At 52.7% G+C, this 25,847-nt stretch carries 25 protein-coding genes; 23 read left to right on the top strand and 2 right to left on the bottom strand.

The window, feature by feature from the left end; genetic code table 11:
* Positions 1-107: 107 nt before the first annotated feature.
* From ispG to KGF88_RS08880, 6 genes are all read left to right on the top strand, one after another.
* Positions 108-1,229: a flavodoxin-dependent (E)-4-hydroxy-3-methylbut-2-enyl-diphosphate synthase gene (ispG, locus tag KGF88_RS08905; RefSeq protein WP_153826852.1), complete on the top strand. Its 1,122-nt coding sequence runs from the start codon at positions 108-110 to the stop codon at positions 1,227-1,229.
* Positions 1,230-1,288: 59 nt separating this feature from the next.
* On the top strand, positions 1,289-2,551 hold the full coding sequence (gene hisS, locus KGF88_RS08900) for a histidine--tRNA ligase (RefSeq protein WP_162014589.1): 1,263 nt from the start codon (positions 1,289-1,291) through the stop codon (positions 2,549-2,551).
* 109 nt (positions 2,552-2,660) lie between these two features.
* Entirely contained in the window at positions 2,661-3,269 is a 609-nt protein-coding gene (locus KGF88_RS08895; RefSeq protein WP_153826851.1) for a YfgM family protein, read from the top strand.
* Positions 3,266-4,459 carry an outer membrane protein assembly factor BamB gene (bamB, locus tag KGF88_RS08890; RefSeq protein ID WP_153826850.1) on the top strand — a complete coding sequence of 398 codons (1,194 nt, stop codon included), beginning with the start codon at positions 3,266-3,268 and terminating at the stop codon, positions 4,457-4,459. The genes KGF88_RS08895 and bamB overlap by 4 nt, the downstream gene beginning before the upstream one ends.
* A 6-nt stretch (positions 4,460-4,465) precedes the next feature.
* The gene (gene der / locus KGF88_RS08885; RefSeq protein ID WP_153826849.1) at positions 4,466-6,061 is read left to right on the top strand and encodes a ribosome biogenesis GTPase Der; all 1,596 of its coding nucleotides are present in this window, start codon (positions 4,466-4,468) and stop codon (positions 6,059-6,061) included.
* Positions 6,062-6,070: 9 nt separating this feature from the next.
* Positions 6,071-6,442, top strand: a complete 372-nt coding sequence (locus KGF88_RS08880; RefSeq protein WP_110076519.1) for an RNA-binding S4 domain-containing protein — start codon at positions 6,071-6,073, stop codon at positions 6,440-6,442.
* 27 nt (positions 6,443-6,469) lie between these two features.
* On the opposite strand, the gene hslO is transcribed toward KGF88_RS08880, so the two are convergent.
* Positions 6,470-7,303 carry an Hsp33 family molecular chaperone HslO gene (gene hslO, locus KGF88_RS08875; RefSeq protein WP_110076550.1) on the bottom strand — a complete coding sequence of 278 codons (834 nt, stop codon included), beginning with the start codon at positions 7,301-7,303 and terminating at the stop codon, positions 6,470-6,472.
* Positions 7,304-7,454: 151 nt separating this feature from the next.
* Here hslO and gspC point away from each other — a divergent pair, with 151 nt between their 5' ends.
* The 13 genes from gspC to KGF88_RS08810 all read left to right on the top strand — a co-directional run bounded on the left by gspC (position 7,455) and on the right by KGF88_RS08810 (position 20,331).
* Positions 7,455-8,405 carry a type II secretion system protein GspC gene (gspC, locus tag KGF88_RS08870; RefSeq protein ID WP_153826848.1) on the top strand — a complete coding sequence of 317 codons (951 nt, stop codon included), beginning with the start codon at positions 7,455-7,457 and terminating at the stop codon, positions 8,403-8,405.
* Complete coding sequence (gene gspD, locus KGF88_RS08865; protein ID WP_153826847.1) at positions 8,405-10,570, top strand: type II secretion system secretin GspD; 2,166 nt, start codon at positions 8,405-8,407, stop codon at positions 10,568-10,570. The genes gspC and gspD overlap by 1 nt, the downstream gene beginning before the upstream one ends.
* Entirely contained in the window at positions 10,563-12,125 is a 1,563-nt protein-coding gene (gspE, locus tag KGF88_RS08860) for a type II secretion system ATPase GspE (RefSeq protein ID WP_153826846.1), read from the top strand. The genes gspD and gspE overlap by 8 nt, the downstream gene beginning before the upstream one ends.
* A gap of 3 nt (positions 12,126-12,128) precedes the next feature.
* Positions 12,129-13,421 carry a type II secretion system inner membrane protein GspF gene (gspF, locus tag KGF88_RS08855; RefSeq protein ID WP_162014588.1) on the top strand — a complete coding sequence of 431 codons (1,293 nt, stop codon included), beginning with the start codon at positions 12,129-12,131 and terminating at the stop codon, positions 13,419-13,421.
* Between the two features lie 18 nt (positions 13,422-13,439).
* Positions 13,440-13,868, top strand: coding sequence for a type II secretion system major pseudopilin GspG (gene gspG / locus KGF88_RS08850; RefSeq protein ID WP_369744175.1), 429 nt, complete (start codon positions 13,440-13,442; stop codon positions 13,866-13,868).
* Positions 13,869-13,884: 16 nt separating this feature from the next.
* Entirely contained in the window at positions 13,885-14,559 is a 675-nt protein-coding gene (locus KGF88_RS08845) for a pilus assembly FimT family protein (protein ID WP_110076525.1), read from the top strand.
* Positions 14,552-14,989, top strand: a complete 438-nt coding sequence (gspI, locus tag KGF88_RS08840) for a type II secretion system minor pseudopilin GspI (protein WP_153826845.1) — start codon at positions 14,552-14,554, stop codon at positions 14,987-14,989. Before KGF88_RS08845 ends, gspI begins: the two co-directional genes overlap by 8 nt.
* Positions 14,989-15,654, top strand: coding sequence for a type II secretion system minor pseudopilin GspJ (gene gspJ, locus KGF88_RS08835; RefSeq protein ID WP_238387594.1), 666 nt, complete (start codon positions 14,989-14,991; stop codon positions 15,652-15,654). The genes gspI and gspJ overlap by 1 nt, the downstream gene beginning before the upstream one ends.
* Entirely contained in the window at positions 15,647-16,780 is a 1,134-nt protein-coding gene (gspK, locus tag KGF88_RS08830) for a type II secretion system minor pseudopilin GspK (RefSeq protein ID WP_153826843.1), read from the top strand. Before gspJ ends, gspK begins: the two co-directional genes overlap by 8 nt.
* Complete coding sequence (gene gspL / locus KGF88_RS08825) at positions 16,780-18,069, top strand: type II secretion system protein GspL (RefSeq protein ID WP_153826842.1); 1,290 nt, start codon at positions 16,780-16,782, stop codon at positions 18,067-18,069. The genes gspK and gspL overlap by 1 nt, the downstream gene beginning before the upstream one ends.
* Positions 18,070-18,088: 19 nt before the next feature.
* Positions 18,089-18,613: a type II secretion system protein GspM gene (gene gspM / locus KGF88_RS08820; RefSeq protein ID WP_162014587.1), complete on the top strand. Its 525-nt coding sequence runs from the start codon at positions 18,089-18,091 to the stop codon at positions 18,611-18,613.
* A 7-nt stretch (positions 18,614-18,620) separates the two neighbouring features.
* Positions 18,621-19,445 carry a type II secretion system protein N gene (gene gspN / locus KGF88_RS08815; protein WP_153826840.1) on the top strand — a complete coding sequence of 275 codons (825 nt, stop codon included), beginning with the start codon at positions 18,621-18,623 and terminating at the stop codon, positions 19,443-19,445.
* 67 nt (positions 19,446-19,512) lie between these two features.
* Complete coding sequence (locus tag KGF88_RS08810) at positions 19,513-20,331, top strand: mechanosensitive ion channel domain-containing protein (protein WP_153826839.1); 819 nt, start codon at positions 19,513-19,515, stop codon at positions 20,329-20,331.
* A gap of 53 nt (positions 20,332-20,384) precedes the next feature.
* On the opposite strand, the gene KGF88_RS08805 is transcribed toward KGF88_RS08810, so the two are convergent.
* On the bottom strand, positions 20,385-21,116 hold the full coding sequence (locus KGF88_RS08805) for a transposase (protein WP_110076533.1): 732 nt from the start codon (positions 21,114-21,116) through the stop codon (positions 20,385-20,387).
* A 432-nt stretch (positions 21,117-21,548) separates the two neighbouring features.
* On the opposite strand from KGF88_RS08805, the gene KGF88_RS08800 reads away from it, so the two are divergent.
* The 4 genes from KGF88_RS08800 (at position 21,549) to KGF88_RS08785 (ending at position 25,681) form a co-directional block, all read left to right on the top strand.
* Positions 21,549-22,715 (top strand): nucleotide sugar dehydrogenase, encoded by a 1,167-nt coding sequence (locus KGF88_RS08800; protein WP_153826838.1) that lies wholly within the window; start codon positions 21,549-21,551, stop codon positions 22,713-22,715.
* A 106-nt stretch (positions 22,716-22,821) separates the two neighbouring features.
* A complete protein-coding gene (pgi, locus tag KGF88_RS08795) occupies positions 22,822-24,318 on the top strand; it encodes a glucose-6-phosphate isomerase (protein WP_153826837.1) in 1,497 nt (498 codons plus the stop codon).
* An 83-nt stretch (positions 24,319-24,401) separates the two neighbouring features.
* On the top strand, positions 24,402-24,902 hold the full coding sequence (gene rfaH, locus KGF88_RS08790) for a transcription/translation regulatory transformer protein RfaH (protein WP_153826836.1): 501 nt from the start codon (positions 24,402-24,404) through the stop codon (positions 24,900-24,902).
* Positions 24,903-25,381: 479 nt separating this feature from the next.
* Positions 25,382-25,681 (top strand): hypothetical protein, encoded by a 300-nt coding sequence (locus KGF88_RS08785; RefSeq protein WP_153826835.1) that lies wholly within the window; start codon positions 25,382-25,384, stop codon positions 25,679-25,681.
* Positions 25,682-25,847: the final 166 nt, after the last annotated feature.

The raw sequence follows: 25,847 nt of genomic DNA, 5'->3' as shown, positions 1-25,847 counted from the left end.
CCTAATATCCAATAGCTAACAGCGCTCTGGTATTTTAATATCCAATATCTAATAGCTAACATCGCTCTTGTATTTAACTATCGAATTTGAACTCAAATAGGTAACCCATGCATCACAATCCAATAAAACGTCGACCATCACGCCGTATCTACGTTGGCAACGTGCCTATTGGTGACGGCGCCCCGATTGCAGTTCAGAGCATGACCAACACCGAGACCACCGATGTGGCAGCAACGGTGAAGCAAATTCAGGCCATCGCCAATGCCGGTGCTGATTTGGTGCGGGTTAGTGTGCCCACCATGGATGCTGCTGAAGCCTTTAAGTTAATCAAGCAACAAAGCCCCATTCCGGTAGTGGCAGATATCCATTTTGATTACCGCATTGCGCTCAAAGTAGCGGAGTACGGTGTCGATTGTTTGCGCATTAACCCAGGCAACATTGGTAACGAAGAGCGTATTCGAGCGGTGGTTGATGCAGCGCGCGACCGCGGCATTCCTATTCGCATTGGGGTGAATGGCGGCTCGCTGGAAAAAGAAATTCAAGAAAAGTACGGTGAACCCACTCCGGCGGCTTTGGTTGAATCAGCCATGCGTCACGTGGACATTTTAGATCGGCTGAATTTTCAAGACTTTAAAGTAAGTGTGAAAGCGTCAGACGTGTTCCTAGCGGTAGAAAGTTATCGCTTATTGGCCAAGCAAATCGAGCAGCCATTACACCTGGGTATCACCGAGGCGGGCGGCTTGCGTAGTGGTTCGGTAAAGTCATCTATTGGCTTGGGCATGCTGCTCGCCGAGGGTATCGGCGATACCTTACGGATCAGCTTAGCAGCAGACCCCGTAGAAGAAGTGAAAGTGGGCTTTGATATTTTGAAGTCGCTGCGAATTCGTAGCCGTGGCATTAATTTTATTGCATGCCCGAGCTGCTCGCGGCAGGAATTTGACGTGATAGCAACGGTGAATGCCCTTGAGCAACGGCTAGAAGACATTACCACGCCGATGGACGTGTCTATCATTGGCTGCGTGGTGAATGGGCCGGGCGAAGCGCTGATCTCGCACGTGGGCTTGGCCGGCGCCAAGAACAAGAGTGGTTTTTATCTCAATGGCGAGCGCCAAAAAGAACGTTTAGATAACAATAACTTAGTAGACAGATTAGAGCAGCATATTCGGTCTGAAGTGGAACGCCAGCAAAAACGAGCGGCGGCCGAACAGATTCCCGTGAAGCAAGGCTAAAGCTAGGGTATACTAGGCGCCATTTTTTATCTGTTTACGACGAAAGCGAAAGAATAACCGTGGCTAAAAACATACAAGCAATTCGGGGCATGAACGACATTTTGCCCAGCCAATCGCCTGCTTGGCAGTACGTAGAAGGCGTATTGCGACAAGTGGCGGCGCAGTATTCGTATCAAGAGATTCGTATGCCGGTACTCGAAAGTACCGACCTATTTAAGCGCTCAATTGGCGAAGTTACCGACATCGTAGAAAAAGAAATGTACACCTTCGATGACCGCAACGGCGATAGCCTGACGTTACGGCCAGAAGGCACGGCCAGCTGTGTCCGCGCGGGTAACGAGCATGGTTTGCTCTACAACCAAACTCAGCGGCTGTGGTATTTAGGCCCGATGTTCCGACATGAGCGTCCGCAAAAAGGCCGTTATCGCCAGTTTCACCAGTTTGGTATTGAAGCGTTTGGCATGGAAGGCCCTGACATTGATGCTGAAATCATTTTGCTATCGGCGCGTCTGTGGCAACTGTTTGGCATTGCTGACCAGGTAGAGCTGCAACTTAATTCATTAGCCTCAAACGAAGCACGTGCCCGTTATCGCGACGCCTTACGCGAGTTTTTGCGCGCTCACGAAGAGCACCTCGACGAAGATTCTAAGCGTCGCTTGGACACCAACGTGTTGCGGGTACTGGATTCTAAATCACCAGAAACTCAAGCGATTTTGGCCAACGCGCCAAGCTTATCCGAGTACTGGGATGACGAATCACGCGCGCACTTTGACGGTTTATGCCAGCGCTTAGATGCTGCCGGCATTAACTACAGCTTGAACGAGCGCCTAGTACGCGGGCTGGATTACTACAACCGCACCGTGTTTGAGTGGGTCACCACCGAACTAGGCGCGCAAGGCACCGTGTGTGCCGGCGGTCGCTACGATGGCTTAGTTGAACAGCTTGGTGGTAAAGCCACCCCAGCCGTCGGCTTTGCGATGGGCATGGAGCGCCTGGTGTTATTACTGGAATCACAAGGTAAGATCCCACCAGCTGCCAGCATTGATGTGTACGTGATGGGCGCCACCGAAACTGGGGAACTTAACGCCCCAGCCGTTGCCGAAACCATTCGTAACCTGCAGCCGCAACTGATGGTACAACTGCACAGCGGCGCGCAGAACATGAAGAAGAAGTTAGCCAAAGCGGACAAATCTGGAGCAACCTTTGCGCTAGTAGTACGCGATAACGATTATGAATTAAAGCATTTGCGTAACCGTGATGCCGAGCCGGTCACCGCCGCCGCCATCCCGGAGTTATTGGGTGAAATGCAAGAGCGCTATTAGACATTAGCTATTAGACATTAGGCACGAGCAGCTGCGGCAACGGGTTTTGTAATATCCAATAGCTAACAGCTAACAGCTAGGTTTTTACAACCTACCAACGAGGTTAAACATGGAAACTGAAGAACAACAAGTCGAACAAATCAAACAGTTTTGGAAAGATCACGGTAAAGGCATCGTTGCTGGCTTAGTGATTGGTTTTGCACTGTTTTACGGATGGCGCTATTACGATGCGCAAACCATCGCCAAGCAAGAGCAGCAATCGAGCGACTATGCTCAAATCGTTGCTAAGCTTACCGCCGAAGATGAGCAAGCCTCGGTAGCGGCACAAGAATTTATGAGCGCCAACAGCGGCAGCACCTACGCCCATTTGGCGGCGTTAGAGCTAGCTGGTGCCGCAGCTAAACAAGGCGATTTAGCTACCGCAGTAAGCGCGTTGCAAAGCGTGCGCGACCAAGCCAAAGGTGCCTTGAAGGCGGTTGCTGATATCCGTCAGGCGCGCTTATTGTTCGCCCAAGAGCAATATGACGCAGCTTTAGCAGCCGTGCAAGCAGCAGAAACTATGGAAGGTTTTCAGGCCATCGCAGCTGAAATTAAAGGGGATGTGTTGCAAGCCAAAGGCGATTTAGCCGGCGCGCGTGCAGCCTATCAAGCAGCAGTAGCGGCAAATCCGAACAGCTTGGCTGATTTAAAACTTAAAAGCATTCCGGCGGCATCATGAAATTAGCAGTAACAGCAAAACTCACCGCAGTAGCCTTGGCTGGTTTAGTGCTAGCAGGGTGCTCGATATTTGACGACGAAGAACCTACCTATAAGTTCTTGCAGCCGTTTGATCAGCAAGTGCAGCCACGGGTAGTGTGGGACGAGTCGGTAGGTAGTGGCGTGGGCGAATACTTCTCGCACCTAAACCCAGTGACCGATGCTGAACGTATTTTTGCAGCCGACCGCGAAGGCGTCGTAGCCGCATTAAACAAAGCTAACGGCCAAGCCATTTGGCAAGTAAACCTGCTGGATATGTTAGGTTTAGAAAGCGGTGGTTTTTGGAGCAGCGGCGAACCAGTTCGAATCAGCGGCGGCTTGACCTTAGCTGAAGGGCGCTTGTACCTAGCCAGCGAAAATGGCGATGTGGTAGTGCTTAATGCCGACAACGGCGAGCTGATTTGGCATGCCCAAGTACAAAGCGAAATCTTAGCCGATCCAGCCGTGGGCGACGGTTTGGTGGTTGTCAAAGGCGCTACCGGTGAAGTGATTGCGCTTGATGCGGAAACTGGCGAGCAAGTGTGGGACATGGTCACTGAATCGCCAGCCTTAAGTCTTCGTGGCACGGCCGCACCAGTTATGACCGCAGGCGGGGTGTTTGTTGGCACCGCAACCGGTAAGTTGATGGTGATTATCGCTGAAAACGGCCAACCAGCCTGGGAGGCGCGCTTAGCGGTACCTAAAGGCAATACCGAATTACAGCGCATGGTGGATTTAGACTCGGCCGCAGTGGTATCGGGTGGCTTAGCGTATAACGTAGCCTATAACGGCCAATTAGCAGCCATCGAATTGCGCAGCGGCCGTACCGTGTGGACGCGCGAGTACTCGTCGTTTCAAAACCTGATCATGGCGGGTGGCCGGTTATTCTTAACCGACCATGAAGACACCGTCAGCTCGGTGAACACTGATGGCGGCGTAGAGATCTGGTCGAACACCGATTATACCGGCCGTGGCTTAACCGCACCGGTGCGCTTTGGCAATTACATTGTGGTGGGTGACAGCTTAGGTTACCTGCACTTTTTAGATATCTTAAGCGGTGACACCGTGGGCCGCTTAGAAGTAGGCGAAGGCGTTTATGTGGCGCCGGTAGCCGATGGCGATACCTTGTATTTACAATTACGCGACGGCACGTTACTCGCGGTAAGGATTTAAACCTATATGTTACCCGTAGTGGCCCTGGTCGGGCGCCCCAATGTGGGCAAATCAACCCTGTTTAATCGTTTAACCCGCACGCGCGATGCGCTAGTGGCGGACTTTCCTGGGCTAACGCGTGATCGCAAATACGGCCAGGCGAACTACGACGGGTACCAATTTATTGTGGTGGACACCGCGGGTGTGCACGGCGACGAAGAAGGCATCGATGCGGAGATGGCGGCGCAATCCTTGCGGGCCATCGACGAAGCCGACGTGGTGCTATTTATGGTGGATGCTCGCGATGGTATCACAGCCGCCGATATGGGCATTGCCGCACACTTGCGTCGCATTGGCAAACAGGCCTACGTGGTTGCTAATAAAATCGATGGTATCGACGCTAACGCGGCGCGGGCGGATTTCTACGAGCTAGGCCTAGGCGAAGTGCACGGCATTGCTGCGGCTCATGGCCGCGGCGTAGAGGCCTTGCTACAAGGCTGCTTTGACCCGTTATTAGAAGCTTACCCCGAGGTGAAAATTCCGGTTGCTGCCAGTGGCGAAGCGGTCGATATCGACGCTGAAGGTAATCTGATTGATGCCGAAGGCGCCGTGGTTGAGCCCGACGAAGATGGCAATATTTATGACCCGGAAGGCAACATTGTGGATGCCGACGGCCATATTATTGACCATGAAGGCAACATCATCGGCCAGCTGGGTACTCGTGATCACGACGAAATTGATTACGATGCGCTACCGCTGAAACTCGCCATTGTCGGTCGGCCTAACGTCGGTAAATCGACCCTAACCAACCGTATTCTTGGCGAAGAACGGGTGGTGGTGTATGACATGCCAGGCACCACACGCGATTCGGTGTATATTCCGATGGAGCGCGATGGTCGCCAATACATTTTGATTGATACCGCCGGTGTACGTCGCCGTGGCCGCATTGATGAAACCGTAGAAAAATTCTCGGTCATCAAAACCCTGCAAGCCATCGAAGACGCCAACGTGGTGATTGCGGTGATGGATGCGCGCGAAACCGTTTCAGATCAAGACCTGAACCTGATTGGCTTTGCCTTAAATGCCGGTCGTTCGATCGTGATTGCGGTGAACAAATGGGATGGCCTCTCGAACGATCAGCGCGAAGAAATCAAACGCGAGCTAGACCGTCGCTTAGGCTTTGTTGATTTTGCGCGAGTGCATTTTATCTCAGCACTGCATGGCAGCGGCGTTGGCAACTTGTTTGAGTCGGTACTAGAAGCTTACGCCTCGGCGTCAGCGCGCGTAGGTACAGCAAAACTTACCCGTATTTTAGAAGCCGCTGTCGATGACCATCAGCCGCCGTTGGTGAGCGGACGTCGGGTGAAACTCAAGTACGCCCACGCCGGTGGCTACAACCCACCGCGTATTATCGTACACGGCAACCAAGTGGATCACCTGCCTAACTCGTACAAGCGTTATCTGATGAACTACTTCCGCAAGAGCTTAGCGGTGATGGGTACCCCCATCAAGGTGGAGTTTAAAGAGTCGGTTAACCCGTTTGCTGGCCGCAAAAATAAACTCACCATGACTCAAATGCGCAAACGTAAGCGCTTGATGAAGTTTATTAAAAAGAGAAAGTAGGTGTAGCCTATGGTGCGCATCGACAAATGGTTATGGGCAGCGCGGTTTTACAAAACCCGCTCGCTAGCACGCCAAATGGTGCAATCCGGTAAAGTATCGGTAGATGGCCAGAAGTGTAAGCCAGCCAAAATGGTCAACGTGGGGCAGCTGATCAAAGCCCCGCGCGGCCATGATTTGTTTGAAGTTGAAGTGTTAGGTCTGAGCGAAAACCGCCTCAGCGCTCCGCTGGCCCAAGAGCTTTACCGAGAAACCCCAGCCAGCATCGAGCGGCGCGAAAAAGAAGCCGAGCTGCGCAAAATGAATGCGCTTTATAATCCGCACCCCGACCACAAACCCGACAAAAAAGAACGCCGCCAATTGCTGAAGTTCAAACAGCAATAACAGCGGCGTTGTTATGTTCGGCGGCACTTAACCCACTAAATCGGCTTCACTAAACACATATTGTGCGTTGCAATATTCGCAGGTCATCACGATTTCGCCATCTTGCGTTAAAATCTCATGCAGCTCGCTTGGCTCTACCGTGGCTAACGCCTCTAGCGTACGCTCACGCGAACAACCACACTCAAAACTAACCGGCATTGGCGGATACACTTCTACTTGTTCTTCATGATACAAGCGGTGCAGCACTTCAGTGCCAGGCAAACTGTAGAGTTCGGCAGCGGTCATGGTGGCAGTAAGATGTTGCAAGTGCTCAAACCCAGTCAAATCTTTGCCAGCCGCCGGCATCACCTGCAATAGCATCCCCGCTGCATGTTCGCCATCGGCGTGCAACCACAAGCGCGTGTTTAACTGCTCGGATTGCATAAAATAGTTTTCAATAATTTCCGCAATGCTATCGCCATCACCGCTCACCACCCCTTGATAGCGCTCGCCCTCAAGTGGGGTTAGGGTAATCACCATCACCGCTTTGCCCAACAACTCACGCAGCCCGGTCTGCTCATCGCTGATGGCTTCACGCACGCGGGCGATACCGCGTAGTTGCTGATGATGCGAACCATTCACCGCCAAAAAGTTAATCGGGCCATCGCCTTGCAGCTGCAACGCAATATGGCCTTCAAACTTCAAGGTCGCCGTTAACAGCGAGGTGGCCGCCATCAATTCGCCTAACAGGCGTTGTACTGGCGCCGCATAATCATGTCCTTGTAGCATCCGCTGGTAGCTACTGGTAAGCTGCACTAATTCGCCGCGCACATCTTGGTCAATAAAGGTGTAGCGTAACAGCTGATCGGTTGGGTAATTCATAGGTTCATCCACAACAGTAATATTAATGTAAGAAGTTGTAGGCATTATACCAGATTCCGCAATTTTGATCTGTTCACTTGGCGCAGAGCAAGCTAGAATGACCTAACCATGCAGATGTCACAAAATTATAACGAAAGCGCATTAATCATCCATGCAGATACAGAATAATCAAGCCGTTGCCCTGTTGCAGCGTTACGGCAACAGCCTTATTACCGCCGTATGTGCCGTCGTTGCCGTGTGGTTTGCCGCCCAGCTCACCTGGCAGCTGATCACACCTCGCGCGGAGGTGCCAACCGGCCCGATTCGCCAGCCAGCCAGTGCCAATAGCAACGTTGCGCCAAGCATCAGTGGCCTCGTGCGGCTGCAATTATTTGGCAGCGCCGAGGTCAAACAACAGCAACAAGTAGCCGCTCAGAACGCTCCCAAAACCACCTTGAATGTACGCTTGCTGGGGGTGTCGGCATCTTCCAACCCAGCCCGTTCGGCCGCCATCATTGAACGTACCGGTAAACAAGAAGTCTATGTGGTGGGCGAAAAACTATCGGGCACGCAGGTGGGTATTCACGAAATTTACGCCGACCGCGTGATCTTAGATAACAACGGTCGCTTAGAAACCTTAGAGCTAGAAGGCATAGGTGAGTTAAGCGAAGGCTTATCGCTGACCATGGCGAACATGCAGCGTAACAACAATCAAGCCGGCGCCAACGTTGCAGCCGGGCCCGTCGCCGGTGGCTTACCGCCTACGGCAACCGACCGCGGCGTGCCCGCCACTGACCCTGGCCCACAGCTTGAAGGCGCTGCCCAAGCCAAAGCGCAAGCCTTGCTTACTTTTATTCGGATAGCGCCGGTGCGCGAAGGTAGCGGCTTAAAAGGCTATCGCCTCTCGCCCGGAGCCAACCCCGCGCTGTTTAACCAAGCCGGGTTTAAAAGCGGCGATTTAGCCGTGGCTATCAATGGCCAAGATTTAACCAACATCGCCACCGCCATCAAACTAACTAATGAGTTGGCGACCATGACCGCTGCCACTGTCACCGTGGTGCGCGGCACTGAATACATCGACTTGCGATTAGATATCAATGATTTACCGCAAGGTGAAGAGTAATGAAAGGAACCCGTATGCGTAAAACCTCACTTTCGGTCGCTATCGCCTTGGGCCTCGCGCTCGGCGCTGCCTACACCGCTCCTGAGCAAGCCTTCGCGCAAGCTGCACGGCAGGCTCAAGATAAACCGGTGGAATATACGGCCAGCTTTAAAAACACCGAAATCACTGAGTTTATTCAGGTGGTGGGCCGTAACCTCGGCAAAACCATCATCATCGATCCTGACGTGCGCGGCCGCATTGATGTGCGTAGCTACGATGTGATGACTGAATCGCAATACTGGCAGTTCTTTTTGAATATCTTAGAAGTGCACGGCTTTGCAACGGTCACCATGGAGTCTGGGGTGATTAAAGTGATGCGCGACAAAGACGCACGCAACGGTGCCATTCCGGTAGTTGACGATAACTCGTTAGGTGGCGATACCTTGATCACCCGCGTGGTGCCGGTGCAAAACGTGGCCGTACGTGAGCTAGCGCCATTATTGCGGTTGCTGAACGACCAAGCCGGCGGCGGCAACGTGGTCAACTACGATTCGTCGAACGTGCTGATCATTACTGGCCGCAGCGAGACTGTGCAGCGTATTGTGGAGATTGTTGAGCGCGTCGACCGTGCCGGAAACCAAGACGTTGAAGTGATTAAACTCGAGTACGCGTCGGCCTCAGAGGTGGTGCGGATTGCCTCGGCTTTATTTGAAAAAGCCAACGATGGCTCGCCTGCGTTGTTGATTCCTAAAATCGTTGCCGACGAACGTACCAACAGCGTGGTGGTTAGTGGTGAGCCGCGCGCCCGCGAGCGAGTGGTCAAACTCATCAACCAGCTCGATCAAGATTTGAAAACCGAAGGTAACACCCGCGTCTATTACCTGAAATATGCTAAGGCGCCAGATTTAGTGGACGTATTGCAAGGCGTGAGCCAAAGCTTACAAGCAGAAAAAGCCGCCTCGGGTGGTGGCACAGTGCCAGCCGCAGCCGCGCGCCGCACCGGTGGCAGCAGCGCCGAAATCAGCATCAGCGCCCACGAAGCCAGCAACTCGTTGGTTATTACCGCTGCGCCTGATTTGCTGACTAGCCTAGAAAGCGTGATTCGGCAGTTGGATATTCGCCGCGCCCAAGTGCATGTAGAAGCCATTATCGTAGAAATCATGGAAGGCGATGGCATCGATTTAGGCCTGCAATGGATTAGCGAAGACGGTGGTATGGTGCAATACAACAACGGTCGGCAAGCGCCTATCGGTCAGCTCGCTTTGGGGGCTTACATGGCGCGCGAGCGTGAAGGAACCACCACCACCCAGATAGACAATGCCGGCAACCCGTTAACCACCAGTCAGCCGGATACTCCCGGCGATGCCTCGTTGTTAGCGCAGGTGTTAGGTAACGTGAACGGCATGATGGTAGGCGTATTGCGTAACGATTGGGGCGCCATCATTCAAGCGGTGAGCAGCAACACCAACTCGAACATCTTGGCCACGCCCAGCATCATGACCTTGGATAACGAAGAAGCCTCGTTTTTGGTGGGCCAATCGGTACCTACTATTACCGGCTCAACCACCGGCTCTAGTAACGACAATCCGTTTCAGACAGTAGAGCGTGAAGACGTAGGTATTAAGCTTAAAGTCACCCCACAAATCAACGAAGGTAACGCCGTACAATTGGTGATTGAGCAGGAAGTGTCCAGCATCAGTGGGGCTACCAGCGTCGATATCATTGTCAACAAACGTGAGCTGAGCACCGTGGTGATGGCTGAAGACGGCGAAACCATCGTGCTGGGCGGCCTGATTGACGAAGACGTGCAAGAGTCCGTCTCCAAAGTGCCATTGCTCGGTGATATTCCTTGGTTGGGCAACCTCTTTAAGAGCACCTCAACCACCCGTCAAAAACGTAACCTGATGGTATTTTTACGGCCCCGCATTGTGCGCGATAGTGGCGTAGCAAGCCAGATCTCTAGCCGTAAATACAACTTTATTCGGGCCCAGCAATTGCAGCGCGACGAAGAGGGCATCGCCTTGATGCCACTCACCTCACAGCCGCGCCTGCCAGCATACAATGATGAGCTGATCTTGCCACCGAACTGGGAGCAGGGGTTGGAGGAGGGGGTCAGCCCCACCTCTGGAGCCAGGTCCGGAGCTGGGTCTGCAAGTTCCTCCACAGAAGGTAACAACAATGACTGATATCGCTGATGTTGCCGCGCAAGTGGCACCGAAGCGGTTGCCTTTTGCGTTTGCGAAGCGTCACGGAGTGATAGTGGCCATGCCGGCGTCCGCGCCTGACAATACTGATGTAGCCGCCGACGAATCCACCGAGGTCACGAGTAAGCCGGTGGTGCATGCGCGCCAGGGCGTTAGCCCCCACACCTTGCTTGAAGTACGGCGGGTGCTCGGGCGTAGCTTTGCCATTGAGTATCACCCTAACGACGAGTTTGAGGCCATCCTCACCCAAGCCTATCAGCGCGATTCGTCTGAAGCGAAACAGCTGATGGAAGACATAGGTAACGAAAGCAACCTATTCTCGTTAGCCGATGAGCTACCGCAAACCGAAGATTTATTAGAAAGCGAAGACGATGCGCCCATCATCAAGCTTATCAACGCCATGTTGTCTGAGGCGATCAAAGAAGGCGCCTCAGATATCCATATCGAAACCTTTGAAAAAGAACTGTTGGTGCGCTTTCGGATAGACGGCGTACTGCGCGAAATCATTCGCCCCAATCGCAAGTTAAGCTCGCTGTTGGTGTCACGCATTAAGGTCATGGCGCAGCTGGATATCGCAGAAAAGCGGGTGCCACAAGATGGCCGTATTAGCTTGCTGATTGCCGGCCGTGCCGTAGATGTGCGGGTATCAACCATGCCATCCAACCATGGCGAGCGGGTGGTACTACGCTTGCTCGACAAAAATAATGCGCGTTTGAACCTCGAACAACTGGGTATGACCGAAGCCAACCGCAAGGTCTTTTCGCAGTTGATTAACAAGCCACACGGCATCATTTTGGTGACCGGGCCCACCGGCTCGGGTAAATCCACCACCTTATACGCCGGCTTGATGGAAATTAATTCGCGCGACCGAAATATTTTGACCGTTGAAGACCCGATTGAATATTCCATCGAAGGCATCGGCCAAATGCAGGTAAACGCCAAAGTTGATATGACCTTTGCCCGTGGCTTGCGCGCTATCTTGCGGCAAGACCCAGACGTGGTGATGGTGGGTGAGATCCGCGACGTAGAAACCGCACAAATTGGCGTACAGGCCTCGTTAACCGGGCACTTGGTACTCTCTACGTTGCACACCAACACCGCCGCCGGCGCCATTTCGCGGCTAGAAGACATGGGCGTGGAGCCCTTCTTGCTGTCGTCGTCGTTACTGGCGGTACTGGCGCAGCGCTTAGTACGTACTCTGTGCGACGACTGCAAAGAAGCCTACGAAGCCACCGCAGACGAACTGGCCTACGTGGCTGATGCCTTTGAGATTAAAAAGAAAAAAGGCGCAACCTTGTACCGTGCGGTGGGCTGCGACAAATGTAATCACACCGGCTATCGCGGCCGTACCGGTATCCATGAGCTGTTGGTGGTGGACGAGAAAGTCCGTGAACTTATCCACAGCGGACATGGTGAACAAGCTATCGAAAAATATGCCCGCAAACACGCTCCCAGCATCCGTGACGACGGCTTAGCTAAGGTGCTGCAAGGCCGCACCACTTTAGAAGAAGTGTTGCGGGTAACGCGCGAGGAGTAGGGCGTGGCAGCATATGCATTTCAGGCACTGAATGCCAGTGGCCGTAAAACCAAAGGCGTGATTGAAGCCGATACCGAGCGCCAAGTGCGCTCGCAACTGCGCGAGCAAGGGCTGATCCCGGTCAGCGTCGAGCTCGCCGAGCAAGGACGCAGCCGCGCCCGTGGAGAAACTGTCAGCCCCAGCTCTGGAGCTCGCTCCGCAGCCGGGTCCGGAGCTGGGTCCGCAAGTCCCTCGCTATTAACCAGGTTGCAGACGCGTGGGGTAAGTGCCGGCGATTTGGCGCTGATCACGCGCCAGTTGGCCACCTTAGTAAGTGCAGCGTTACCACTGGAGCAGGCGTTGTTTGCGGTATCCGAACAAACCGATAAGGTGCGCTTGCAGAAGCTGCTGATGGCGGTGCGTTCCAAGGTTGTGGAAGGCTATTCGTTGGCCGAAGCCATGGCCGAATACCCCCATGTGTTTGATAAGTTATTCACCTCAATGGTGGCCGCTGGCGAACGCTCGGGCCATCTTGGCGAGGTGCTGAACCGCTTGGCTGATTACACCGAGCAACGCAACCGCCTCAAAGGGCAGTTGGTGCAAGCGCTGGTTTATCCCGCCATCATGACCTTAGTGGCGATAGGCGTGGTTATCTTCTTATTGGTGAGCGTGGTGCCACAAATCGTGGAACAATTCAGCGACCTAGACCAAGCCTTGCCAGCTACCACCCGGTTCTTGCTGGCGGCCAGCGAATTCTTACAAGCCTATGGGCTGATCGCCTTGATTATGATCTTGCTCGGGTTAGCAGTGGGCGGACAATTGCTGCGCAAACCTGAACGGCGCGATAAATTTGATGCGTTTGTATTGAAAGTGCCGTTAGTGGGGCGGGTGATCAAGGCCGTGAATACCGCACGTTTTGCTCGCACCCTTAGTATCTTAGCGGCGTCGGCGGTGCCTTTGTTAGATGCGCTGAAAATTACTGGCAAGGTGATGACCAACCGCGCTATGCAAATCGCCATCGACGAAGCCTGCGACCGCGTACGCGAGGGCAGTAGCTTGCGCGCCGCCTTGGCGCAGAGCAAACTGTTTCCGCCGATGATGCTGCACATGATTGCGGCCGGTGAAAAATCCGGTGAACTCGAGCAATTGCTCGGGCGGGCTGCGGATAACCAAGACCGTGATTTTGAGACCACCATGAACGTTGCGCTAAAAATATTTGAGCCAGCACTGATCGTTGGCATGGCCGGCGTGGTCTTATTAATTGTACTAGCTATTATTCAGCCGATTTTGGCGCTTAATCAAAGCGTCGGCTTGTAATTATTCTTGTTATTAGAGGTGAATCCGATGAAAAAACAAACAGGTTTTAGTCTTATCGAAGTGATGGTAGTTATCGCCATCTTGGGTCTTTTAGCCTCGTTGATTTTGCCCAACGTGTTAGGTGCCGGTGAACAGGCCAACCGCCAAAAAGCCAAAACCGATATTATCTCGCTCGAGAATGCCTTAGCGCAGTATCGCCTAGATAACGGTTTGTTTCCTACTACTGAGCAAGGCTTAGAGGCTTTAGTGAACGAGCCAACCAGCGAGCCAGCGCCGCGTAACTATCGCCGTGGTGGCTACATTAAACGCCTACCGAAAGACCCGTACGGGAGCGATTATCTCTTACTTAGCCCGGGCGAGAATGGCGATATCGATATTTTTTCAGCCGGCGAAGATCGTCAACCTGGTACCGATGACGATATCGGCAACTGGAACCTTGATCAGTAGCGGATACCAGTAACTGATGGGAATGCAGCGCCGCCGCGGTTTTACCTTAATTGAAGTGATGGTCACTTTGGCGGTTATTGCCATGTTGGCCCTTACCGTCAGCTTTGTGGTGCCCGATCGGCGTGATACCAGTGTCGAAGACCAAGCGCGGATGCTGTATCAAAGGTTAAACTACGCCCGCGACTATGCGCTGGTGCGTCATGCCATTTTAGGCCTACGTATTGATGACGGCATCAGCTATCGCTTTGTGCAGTACCGCGATGGCATTTGGCAGAACATCAACGAACGAGGGTTACGTCCGCATCAGTTAGATCAACAGCTTTCGATGCAAATTAGTAGTACCGAGCTTGCCCTACTTGAGCAAGAAGACATAGATTTAGTGGATATTTTTGGAGTTGAAGATGACGCTTTCGCCAGTTCATCTACTAGTACTGCTAGTGGGGATCGTAATTCCAGCAATGGCAGTGCTCGGGGCAATGTATTACAGTCGGGTGACGATGAAGCGGGCCGAGGCGCGCGAGCAAGCCGCAAAAGCGAGCCAATGCCGCAACTGATGATTTTTGGCAGTGGCGAGATGCAGCCCTTTGAGCTGGTGCTGCAGGATGATTTTGCGCTGCGCGCCGGTACCGCATGGCGCATTCACAGCAGCGATGGCCTAGCGCTAAGCCTCGAGCGAGTACGTGATGACTAGGTTAGCACGCGGCTTCACCTTGGTGGAGGTAATGATTGCCTTGAGCATCTTTGCGCTCGCAGCAACGGCAGCGGTGATGGCCTCTAGTCAGCATCTGAGCAACCTCAGTTACATGCAAGAAAAAACTATGGCGCGCTTAGCCGCGTCTAATGCGTTAGCGCGCATGACCCTAGCTTATCCACCGGAGAATGGTGACAGCGGCAGTGAGCTGATCGCTGACCAGTATTGGCCGTGGCGCGCCAGTGTCAGCAAAACAGCCACTGCTGGCGTCTATCAAGTAGTGGTGAGTGTGTACGAGCCGCGCCAAGAAAGCTCTGTGATTAGTGGCCCGTCTGCAGATGCCCGCGAGTTGCATCAGTTAGCACGCTTTTTAGGCCCCCAATCTGCCACCGATCAACGCTCGGTGAATAATAACGAGTGGGACGACTGATGCGCCGCGCTGGTTTTACCTTAGTTGAAGTGCTGGTTACGGTTGCCATTATGGCGGTAATCGGGCTAGCCAGCGCTGCCGTGGTGAACGCCATGATGCGCACCAGCGAGCAAAGCGAACAAGCCATTGCCCAATTAGAACAACTGCAATACACCATGCTGCTGATTGAGCAAGATATCCGCCACATAGTACCGCGCCAAACCAGCACCGATTTCTATCTCTTAGCCGAAGAAAACCTGTTAGCTTTTGTCCGCAGCGGTTGGTTTAACCCCGCTGGCATCTTTCCGCGCAGCGAATTGCAGCCGGTTGTCTACAGCATTGAAGAGGACACCTTGTGGCGGCAATCAGCGATCTTTGTGGATGTAGCCGATGGCGAAGACTCCTTTACCAAACGGCCGATGTTAGAAGGCGTCACCGCGCTAGAAGTCGAGTTCTTAGGCTACAGCAAAGAACTCAATGACCAGGCCAACGAGTTTGGTAGTAGCCGCAATATTCAAAGCCAACGAGCCACCGGCGAATTACCGCCAGCACTGCTGCTGCGCGTGCACACCAACAGCTGGGGCGTGATTGAACGGGTGTTGTTACTGACGCCAATGAGCGAAGTAGAAGAAACTCAGCGCCGCGAAGCCGAGCAGCAGCAACAACCAGGTGACGGTAATGGTTAGGGCAGTTAGGGCGCAGCTTCCTTCACGCCAGCGCGGAGTAGCGCTGTTAATGGTGCTATTAGTAGTCGCCTTAGTGAGCGTGCTGGCTATTAGCTTAAGTGGGCGCTTACAAACTAGCGTTCTACGCACCGGCAATTTACAACAAGCAGAGCAAGCTTATTGGTACAGCTTAAGCGCCGAAGAAGTGGTACGAGAATTATTACAACGCGAATTAGCCGATAGCGAAGGCATCGCCAGCCAAGACCAAGTGTGGTATCAGCAAAGCCAAAACGGCGTGGCCTTTCCCGTGGTGGGAGGCAGCATTGCCGGGCGCATTAAAGATTTACACAGCTGCTTTAACCTGAATTCTTTACGCATGGTTACTAGTAATGATAATAACAACCCCGGCGGCATAGACGGCAGCGCGCTAGATGAAGCCACCAAAATGCGCTTAGTACGGCGTAAAGCGCAACTGCGCATGTTGCTGATGGCAATCGACGACAGCATGGAAGCCTACGCAGTGGATGTGATAGTGGATTCACTGGCCGATTGGTTAGATCCTGATGATGACATAGGTACCGGTGGTAGCGGTACCTATGGCGCCGAAACCAGTGACTATCAGAGTCAGCAGTTTCCGCACAATGCCGGTAATACATGGCTGAACCATATCAGTGAATTTAGATTAGTGCGCGGGGTAACCGCACCGCTGTACCACAAAATCAAGCCGTACGTATGCGTTATCCCACGGGATAACAGCTTGAAGATTAATCTTAATACGGTATCGTCAGAGCAAGCGAACTTGCTGCATGCCGTGAGCTTAGGCGCGCTCAGCCTTGAAGATGCGAAAAGCTTTATTAATAATCGTCCGCAAGCCGGCTATGAATCAGTGGAAGACGCTAAGGGCAATGGCGTACTGAATAACGCCGCCCAAGGGCAAATTCGGCCAAATTTAGGCGGTGGCCCGCGAGATCCTAGCGTCACCAATGAGGTTCTTGGTGGGGCGCTGGAAGATTTTGATGTAAAAAGCAAATATTTTGAGGTCCATAGCCGCATTACGGTCGGCGACCTTGAAATCGATGCGCATAGCCAGTTATTAATTACCAACGAGCAGACCCAAGTACTGTATCGCGGGTTAGGAGAGCCGTAATGGAACAGCTATTTATTCGCCTTAGTGCTAACGCCCCCAGTGCCGAGCCCTTGCTTGGAGCGCAGTGGCTGTGCTGGAATGTTGGCCAGCGCGAGGTGATTGCCAGCGGCGAAATAAGTCAGCCGCAACAATTGGCGCAATTAACTGAGCAAGCGCGCACGCGGCGCCTGATTGCCTATGTGCCCAGCACCGAAGTGCTGCAAACGCAAGTAGAGCTGCCGGCTTCGGCCATGCGCATGCTAGCGCAAGTTATCCCCAACACCTTAGAAGACGAACTAGCGCAGGATATCGCTGACTTACATTTTTGCTGGCCAAACCTGGCGCGCAAGCACCAAGGGCCGATACCGGTAAACGTGGTTGCCCACGACAAAATGGAGCAATGGTTGGCGGCGTTTGAAGCACAGGGTTTAAGCGTTGATGCCATGTACGCCGACAGCTTTATGCTGCCGGTGGCAGCAACGCCCGAAGCCATCATCACCACCTGTATTATCGAAGGGCCACTCGGCAAAGAGCAGCTGGTGCGCACCGGGGCATACAGCGGTTTTAGTGCCGAGCCTGCCATCGCGCAGATGTTGCTTGAGCAGCTAGTAGGCGAGCAACAAGCCACGTTGATTGATCCAACAGCCAACCTTGAGCACCCGCTTTCGTTGATGGCGCTGACCTACAATAACCAACTGAACGATACTGATGCCAGCACTGATGCCGACACTGATACCAGTGCTGATGAAAAGAAAGCCAACGTACGTTATCAGCGCCAAATCGCTCCGATAAACCTCCGTCAACACAGCTACAAGCCGGTACGCAAAAAGAGCAGCGGCGGCAGTTTTAAATACAAATCAGCCGCCATCGCCGCCGGCATTTTGGTGGTGCTAGGTTATGCCAGCCAAGTGATTGAATACGTGCAATTAGGGCAGCAATCCACCGCCTTGCAACAAGCCATTGAAGACACTTATAAAGGCGTGTTCCCGAACGAAACCCGTATCGTTAATGTACGCAGCCAGCTGAATCAACACCTCAGTGGTATCGGAGGTCAGGGCGCAAGTGAGTCACCACTTACTTTGCTGCAAGCACTCGAGCCCGCCTTTAACGCACAGCAAGACATTAAACTAGAGTTGGTGCGCTACGACGCCAACACCTTACGCTTGCAAGTACGTGCCGAAAGCTTTGCCAGCCTCGAAAACTTTAGAAAAGTAGCCAACCAAGGCGGCCAGGTAAGCGTAGAGCAGGGGCCAACCAGTAACCAAGATGGCGCGATTAACGGCAACCTCACCATCAAACGTGCAGGCTAAGAGCAACACAGGAACATCTATGGATTTTATCAACAAGACATTAGCGCCATGGCAAGAACGTTATCACCAGCTGAACTCGCGCGAGCGGCTGCTGGTGGTGGTGTGCGGTTCGTTATTCCTCATCACCCTGCTGTATTTTCTAGCCTATAAACCGATTGCCGATGGCAAGCGCGACCGTCAATTGCAGATTCAAGCGCAACAAGAGCTGCTGCAATGGGTACGTGAAAACACCGGTCGCTATCTGGCCGCTAAAGGCCAAGGGGCAAGCGCTACAGCTAGCACCGCACCTAACGCTAGCATCCGCGGCGGTTTAAGCGAGCGAGTCACGCAACTGGCCAGTCGCAACCAAATCGAAATCACCCGCATGCAGCCGCAATCCAACAGCCTGATTGTGGTGATTGATAGCATCGAATTTAACACCCTGCTGCGCCTGATAGAGCAATTGCAAAGCCAAGCCGGCCTAACCGTTGAGCAAGTAGATGCGGTGGCGGCGAACGAGCCAGGTGTGGTGCGAGTGCGGCGTTTACAAGTAAGTGGAGCTTAAGCCCAAGATGAAGTTATTTAAATTATGGTGGTGGTTACTGCCGCTGTATCTGATTATTTTACTCGCCACTGCCCCAGCGCGTTGGCTCAGCCTTGCTAATGATGCCCTGCCAGCCGGCACCCACATCACGCCACTGCAAGGTACCTTGTGGCGCGGCACCATGAACCTACAGGCGCAACTGCCCACCGGTGCCAGCCTCAACCTCGAGCAAGTAGAATGGCAGCTCAGCCCACTGGCGCTGCTGCTGGGCAAACTCGACCTACAACTCAGCATCCCCGCCGGCAACGTATTCGAAGGCCAAGTGCAGCTGGTCGCTGCTAGCGCCGATGAGGAACTTGCAGCCCCAGCTACGGAGCAGGGTCCGGAGGTGGGTCTGCAAGTCCTTCAACTCAGTGGTGAGCTGGCGGGCAATGTGCAGGCGTCGGTGAATCAGTTGCGCTTGCCGGTGCCATTGACGGTGGCGGGCGAGTGGCAGTTGCAGCTGGATGAGTACAGTAATCGCAACACGGCGAGCGGTCGTTTCTGCGATAGCATGCAAGGCAGGTTAGATTGGACCTCCAGCGAAATTCGGCTGAATCAAGCTTGGCACGCTCTTGGAGACTATCGCTTACACTTGGGCTGTACCGCTAACCAGTCAATATCTGCTACAATCAAGGATAACAATTGGTTAGGACTTATCGTCGAGGCCAAAGTGCAGGGCTCGATGGGGCGTCCCCAGTTATCCGTGGCAGGCAGCATCAAGCCCACCACACAAGCGCCACAGCCGGTGGCAGAAATGGTTAGTTTTATCGGACAACCTGATAGTCAAGGGCGTATCCCGTTTAACTGGTAAGCCGTACGCCGTAAACCGTACCCCAGCCAGCAACAACAGCCCTTACAACAGCAACAAGGAGTAATACATGGATCAAGTGGTCACTTGGATTAGCGAGAATCAAGAGCTGATTTTAAGCTACACCGTGAAATTTATCGTCGCCATCATCATTTTGATTGTCGGTAAAATGATTGCCAACTCAGTCGCAAAAATGATGGGCAAAGGCATGGAGAAGCGCGGCACCGACAAAGCCGTGATCAGCTTCTTAAGCGCCATCGTCAAATCGGTGATTTTTATTGCCGCGATTTTAATGGCATTGTCGCAAGTAGGCGTCGAAACCACCTCGTTTATCGCCATCTTGGGTGCTGCCGGTTTAGCCATCGGCTTATCGCTGCAAGGCTCGCTGTCGAACATGGCCTCGGGCGTGTTGATTATTCTATTCCGTCCGTTCCGCGCCGGTGAATACGTAGACGCTGGCGGCGTATCAGGCACCGTAGACGAAGTAAACATCTTCAACACCGTGCTAAAAACGCCAGACAATAAAGTGGTGTTTGTGCCAAACGCACAAATCACCAGCCAGCCCATCACCAACTACAGCCGCGAAGATACGCGCCGCGTAGACTTGCTGATTGGCGTGAGCTACGACGCTGACTTGCACAAAACCAAAGAAGTGCTAGAAAGCGTACTGGCAGCGGAAAGTCGCTTGCTGAAAGAGCCAGCTTGGAACATCCAAGTACATGCGCTAAACAGCTCATCTGTAGACTTTATCGTACGCCCATGGGTGAACAGCACCGACTACTGGGGCGTGTACTGGGATCTGATGCGCGAAATCAAGATCGCCCTAGACAACAACGGCATCGGCATTCCATACCCACAAATGGATGTGCATTTTCACAAGCCCGAGTGATTAGGTGTTGAGGAACTTGCGGCCCCAGCTACGGAGCTGGGTCCGCAAGTCCCTCAAAGCTCGTCTTCTTCGGCGGCATAGCGCTCTGCGAGGATAGTGAGCCGCTGAAAATGGGTGATTGGGTAGTCAATCTCCGCCGAAAGCTTCTTGTAGAACTCTTCACTGCCAAATACTGCTAAGTTCGCGGCTGTCGTTTTTAGCACCGCAACTTCCGCTTCATACTGCGATTTATCTTTATCAAAACTTCCTGCCACGTAATTCCGATAAGCCTGAGCGCGGGTAAACTCATCAATGCCTAGCAGCAGATAATATGGATGCGGTGTGATGTTTTCGCTCGGCACTAACCGCGCGTTGGTATGGTAGCTACTCCAATGATATTGCCGGGGCCCTCTAACCATGCCGGCGCGAACAGGATTAAGCTCGATATATCGATAGAGAATCAGAATGTGGTTGTCGTCTTGTGACAGCGCTTGTTTGAATCGCGCTTCCCACAAGGTGCCGGTGCGTGAATGCCGCGAATTAAAATACTGGGTGTAGCTACTTTTCACCGCTTGCATAAACTTGCTGATGGCACCCGGATGTTTAGGCGTGGCCAGAATATGAAAATGATTCGACATCAGCACCCACGCGTGTAAGGCAATTTCATAATCAGCCGCGCGGGTAAACAGACTCGACATAAAAGCAGCTCGGTCAATGTCGTCGACAAAAATAATCTGTTTGTTATTACCACGATCATAAATATGCTGAGTAATTCCAGCGCCTCGATACCGATTTCTACGCGACATAAATCACCATCCTTGTGTAAATTCCCTGAAAAACTTGAGGGACTTGCAGACCCACCTCTGGAGCCTGCTACGTAGGTGGGGCTGACCCCAGCTCAACTCCCAGCTAAACCCACCAACCAACTCCATCCCGCTTAAGCAGCTAGTTTACCACCATAGCAATGTTGCGGAGCGGAGGAACTTGCGGCCCCAGCTGCGGAGTTGGGTCCGTAGCTGGGGCCGCAAGTCCCTCACGGGTCCGTCAAACTCCCACACAAGCCTCTTGCGCTAGCTGCGCCTGCGCCATACAATAGCCACCATGTGTTAACAAATTTACAAAGTTTACTATTTGCTCGCTGAACGAACGAGAGGGATAGACGAACTATCGGCCCCAGCTCCCTAGCTGGGGCCGACACCCCCTCAACGTCGAAGCAGCGCAACAAGGACGAGGTTACAATGAAAATTGCAGTAGCGGGAACGGGCTATGTCGGTTTGTCGAACGCCGTGTTGTTGGCGCAACATAACCAGGTAGTTGCCGTTGATATCATTGAAAGCAAAGTAGCGCTGATTAATAACAAACAATCGCCGATTGTCGATAAAGAAATCGAAGAGTATCTGGCCACCAAGCCATTGCAGCTGAGCGCCACCACAGATACCGTGCAGGCGTACCAAGATGCCGATTTTGTGATTGTCGCAACGCCTACGGACTACGATCCTAAAACCAACTATTTCAACACCAGCACAGTTGAGAAAGCCATCGATGCCGTGCGCCAAGTGAATCCAAACTGCACCATCGTCATCAAATCGACTGTGCCGGTGGGTTACACCAAGCAGCTACAGCAGCAGCGTAACGACAGCAACATTATCTTCTCGCCAGAGTTTCTGCGTGAAGGCCGTGCGCTTTACGATAACTTGCACCCGAGCCGCATCATCGTTGGCGCACAAACCGCTGCGGCCAACCAGTTCGCCGCGTTATTAAAGCAAGGCGCCATCAAGCAAGACGTCGAGGTGCTGTTTACCGACTCCACTGAAGCTGAGGCCATCAAACTATTCGCCAACACCTTTTTGGCGATGCGTGTAGCCTACTTTAATGAACTCGATTCGTACGCCGAAACGCATGGCCTAAATGCCAAGCAGATCATCGATGGGGTATGCCTTGACCCGCGCATTGGCGGCCACTACAACAACCCAAGCTTCGGTTACGGTGGCTACTGCCTACCCAAAGACACCAAGCAATTGTTGGCCAACTACGAAGACGTGCCGCAAACCTTAATTCAAGCCATTGTGGATGCCAACCGCACCCGTAAAGACTTTGTCGCAGAGAGCATTCTCAAGCGCCAACCTAAATGCGTCGGCATCTACCGCCTAGTGATGAAGGCCGGCTCCGATAATTTCCGTGCCTCAGCCGTGCAGGGCATCATGAAACGCCTCAAAGCCAAAGGCGTTGAAGTAATCGTGTACGAGCCAGTGCTACAAGAGCCGACTTTCTACAATTCAAAAGTTATCAATGATTTGAACGAGTTTAAGAACTCATGCTGCTTGATTGTGTCGAACCGACTCACCGACGATCTACAAGACGTCGCTGATCGCGTCTATACCCGTGATCTATTCGGCTCAGACTAACCCAAGCTAGATAAGAGAAAAGAGAGACTTGCGGCCCCACCTCTGGACCCGGCTCCGGAGCCGGGTCCAGAGGTGGGGCCGCAAGTTCCTCAACAAAGGAGCACCCATGGTCAACAACACCCCGACTACCACGACCTACACCGTCGAAACGGAATTTCTGAACCTCGATTACAGCTATCAGGGACTTACCCCTGAGCAGATCACCGAATACGCCCAAACCAAGCTGCCGGCCAATTTCACCAAGCTGAAACAGCAGCTGATGAAAGGCCAATTCCAGAACAAAACCGAGAACCGTAACGTCAGCCACGTGCTCAACCGCAGCATTCACAATGTGGTGAAAGCCGGTAATGGTAAGAATCGCTTCACTGAAATCGTTCGTAGCCTGCGCAGCGGCCAGTGGCTGGGTGCTACCGGTAAACCTATTACGGACGTGGTCAATATCGGCGTAGGTGGCTCCGACTTAGGCCCCATGATGGGCTCGTTTGCGCTCAAAGAATTCGCCGACGACAATAGCCTGCACACGCTGCACACCCATTTTGTGAGCTCGATGGATGGCGGGCAGCTGTACGCGGTGCTGCCCATCATCGACCCTGAAACCACATTGTTTATTATCGCGAGCAAAAGCTTCGGTACCATCGACACCTTGGCAAACGTCAACACCGTAAAACAGTGGCTGCAGCCGCACCTAACCGAAGAGCAATGGCTGAGTCGGCACGTGATTGGCGTTAGCGCCAACAACCAAGCCATGACAGATTTCGGCATCCCGCCCAGCCAACAACTGAGCTTTGCTGATTCGGTAGGTGGACGCTTCAGCATGTGGTCGGCGATTGGCCTGCCGATTGCGCTGACCATCGGCACCAACCAATTCAGCAAAATGCTGGACGGCGCCAAAGCCATGGACGAGCACTTCGCTGAAGTGGACGACCCAATCCAGAACATTCCGGTGTTGCTGGCGCTACTTGGCGTATACAACCGCGAGCAGCGCAACATCAACAACGTCGCCATTTTGCCTTACGACGGTCGCCTGCGTTACCTGCCCAGCTACATGCAGCAGCTGGATATGGAAAGTAACGGCAAGCAAGCCACCCATGACAACCAGCCGCTAACTACCCCGACCGGTCCTATCATCTGGGGCGGTTACGGTCCGAACGGGCAGCACGCATTCTTCCAGCATCTGCACCAAGGTTGGGATACCTTCACCGCTGATTTTATTGCAGTGCTGCATCGCCACGCGCCGGGCTTTACGACCGCCGTACAAGAGTCATTACGCGAACAGCAACGTCTGGCCGTAAGTAACTGCTTAGCCCACCGCAAACTTATGTGGGAAGGGCATAATAGCGACGACGCCCGCCACACCTATATCGGCAATCATCCGACCAATTTGTTGTACGTGGATGAGTTAACCCCTCATAGCTTTGGTGCTATCATTGCCGCATACGAGCATAAGGTGTTTACTCAAGGCGTGATTTGGGGCCTCAACAGTTTCGATCAGCCCGGCGTCGAAAAAGGCAAAACCTGCGCCACCGATATCCTGAAGGTGATTGACGGCCAAACCGACACCACCTTCGACGCCAGCACCGACAGCATCATCCGCCGCATGTGAGGGACTTGCGGCCCCAGCTACGGACCCAGGTCCGTAGCTGGGGCCGACAGTTCCTCCAGGAACATCAACCAGCAGGAGCTACCATGACCTGGTACGTAGTACGCACCAAGCCACGCCAAGAAAGCCGGGCCAAACTGAATCTTGAGAACCAAGAGATTGAGACCTTTTTTCCGCAAATCACGCTGCAGAAAATTCGCCGTGGCAAGCGTACTCCCGTTACCGAGCCTTTGTTTCCGGGCTATGTGTTTGCGCAACTGGATGATTATGCCGGGAAGTTTCACAAGGTTCGCAGCACCTTTGGGGTCACCAAGTTATTAACCTTTGGCGAGCGCCCTGCGACAGTGCCCGACGCTCTGATTGCCGAGATGGCGCAACTTAATGCGCAGTCTAGCACCATTCAAAAAGCTACAGCTGCAGCCATGCCACAAATTGGTGAACAGGTAGAAATCACCGAAGGCCCGTTTAAAGGATTCATGGCGCAAATCATAGGGTTAGATGGTGAAAGCCGCTGTATTGTGCTGCTCAATTGGTTACAACAAGAAGTTGAAACGCAGTTTGAATTTAGCCAAATTCGGCGATCATAAAAGCTTCACAAGCCTGCTGTAATATAACATTCATCGAGTGTAAAAATTGTTAAATGCACGTTGTAGGAGATCTGCTAATGTGCTTTAATAGTGCGGTCTGTGGGGTTTTTCGATTTTGTTTAACATTTAATCGATCAGCCTCGTTAGCGAAAAAGTTTAGCGTACAAATTCACACTTGTAGCAAAACGTAAAGCTAACTTAATAATAAATAATAAGAACTGGTATACGGAAAGTACCCATCAACATCCTTCATGCGAATGGTCTGACTTTCCTTAATTGTTAAATATTTAAAAAACGATACCAGTCAAAATCTCGTTATCGGTATTTAGGAGCCGCAACCTAAGGGCGGTAGCGTGTCTGTAAGTAAAGTTTAACGGCAAGGGCATGTAAAACTGGTTGCAAATTAATCAGGGATTGCTATGCTTTTGATAAGTATTTTTAAATCGAAATACGATATCGGATATTTCCAAGGAGTTATTATGAAAACATTTACAGCTTTAACCGCTGCTGCAATCTTAGCAATGTCTTCAGCTGCGTTCGCTCAACCACCTCCACCTCCACTACCAGCACCAGCTCCACTACCAGCTCCACTACCAGCACCAGCAATTCCTGGCGCAGGCGCAGCAGGCGCTGGTGCAGCGGGCGGCTTCGCTTTTGGTGCCTTTTCTATTCCAGTAATCGCAGGTGCTGCAATAGGCGCTTCTGTTTTGATCAGTGTTGCAACTGAAGACGACGAAGAGACCCCAGCTCCAATCACTACTACTACTGCAACCAACTAAGTTGTTGTTTGAAGTAGAACCTAGCTGATTTATTAAACGCTTAAGAACCTAATTACATTGCCACAGCGCATGTTATTGAAAGCTAAGCAAAACAATAAGCAAAACAAAAAGCCGCTAAAGCCTTTTAGGTTAAGTGGCTTTTTTATTGCTTGCGCTGCACTCGTAT

Origin of the sequence: Idiomarina loihiensis (assembly GCF_024584785.1) — a bacterium.
GTDB classification, from domain to species: Bacteria; Pseudomonadota; Gammaproteobacteria; order Enterobacterales; family Alteromonadaceae; genus Pseudidiomarina; species Pseudidiomarina fusca.
Note: the sequence above shows the minus strand (reverse complement) of the source record. Positions and strands in the feature narration are given on the sequence as shown.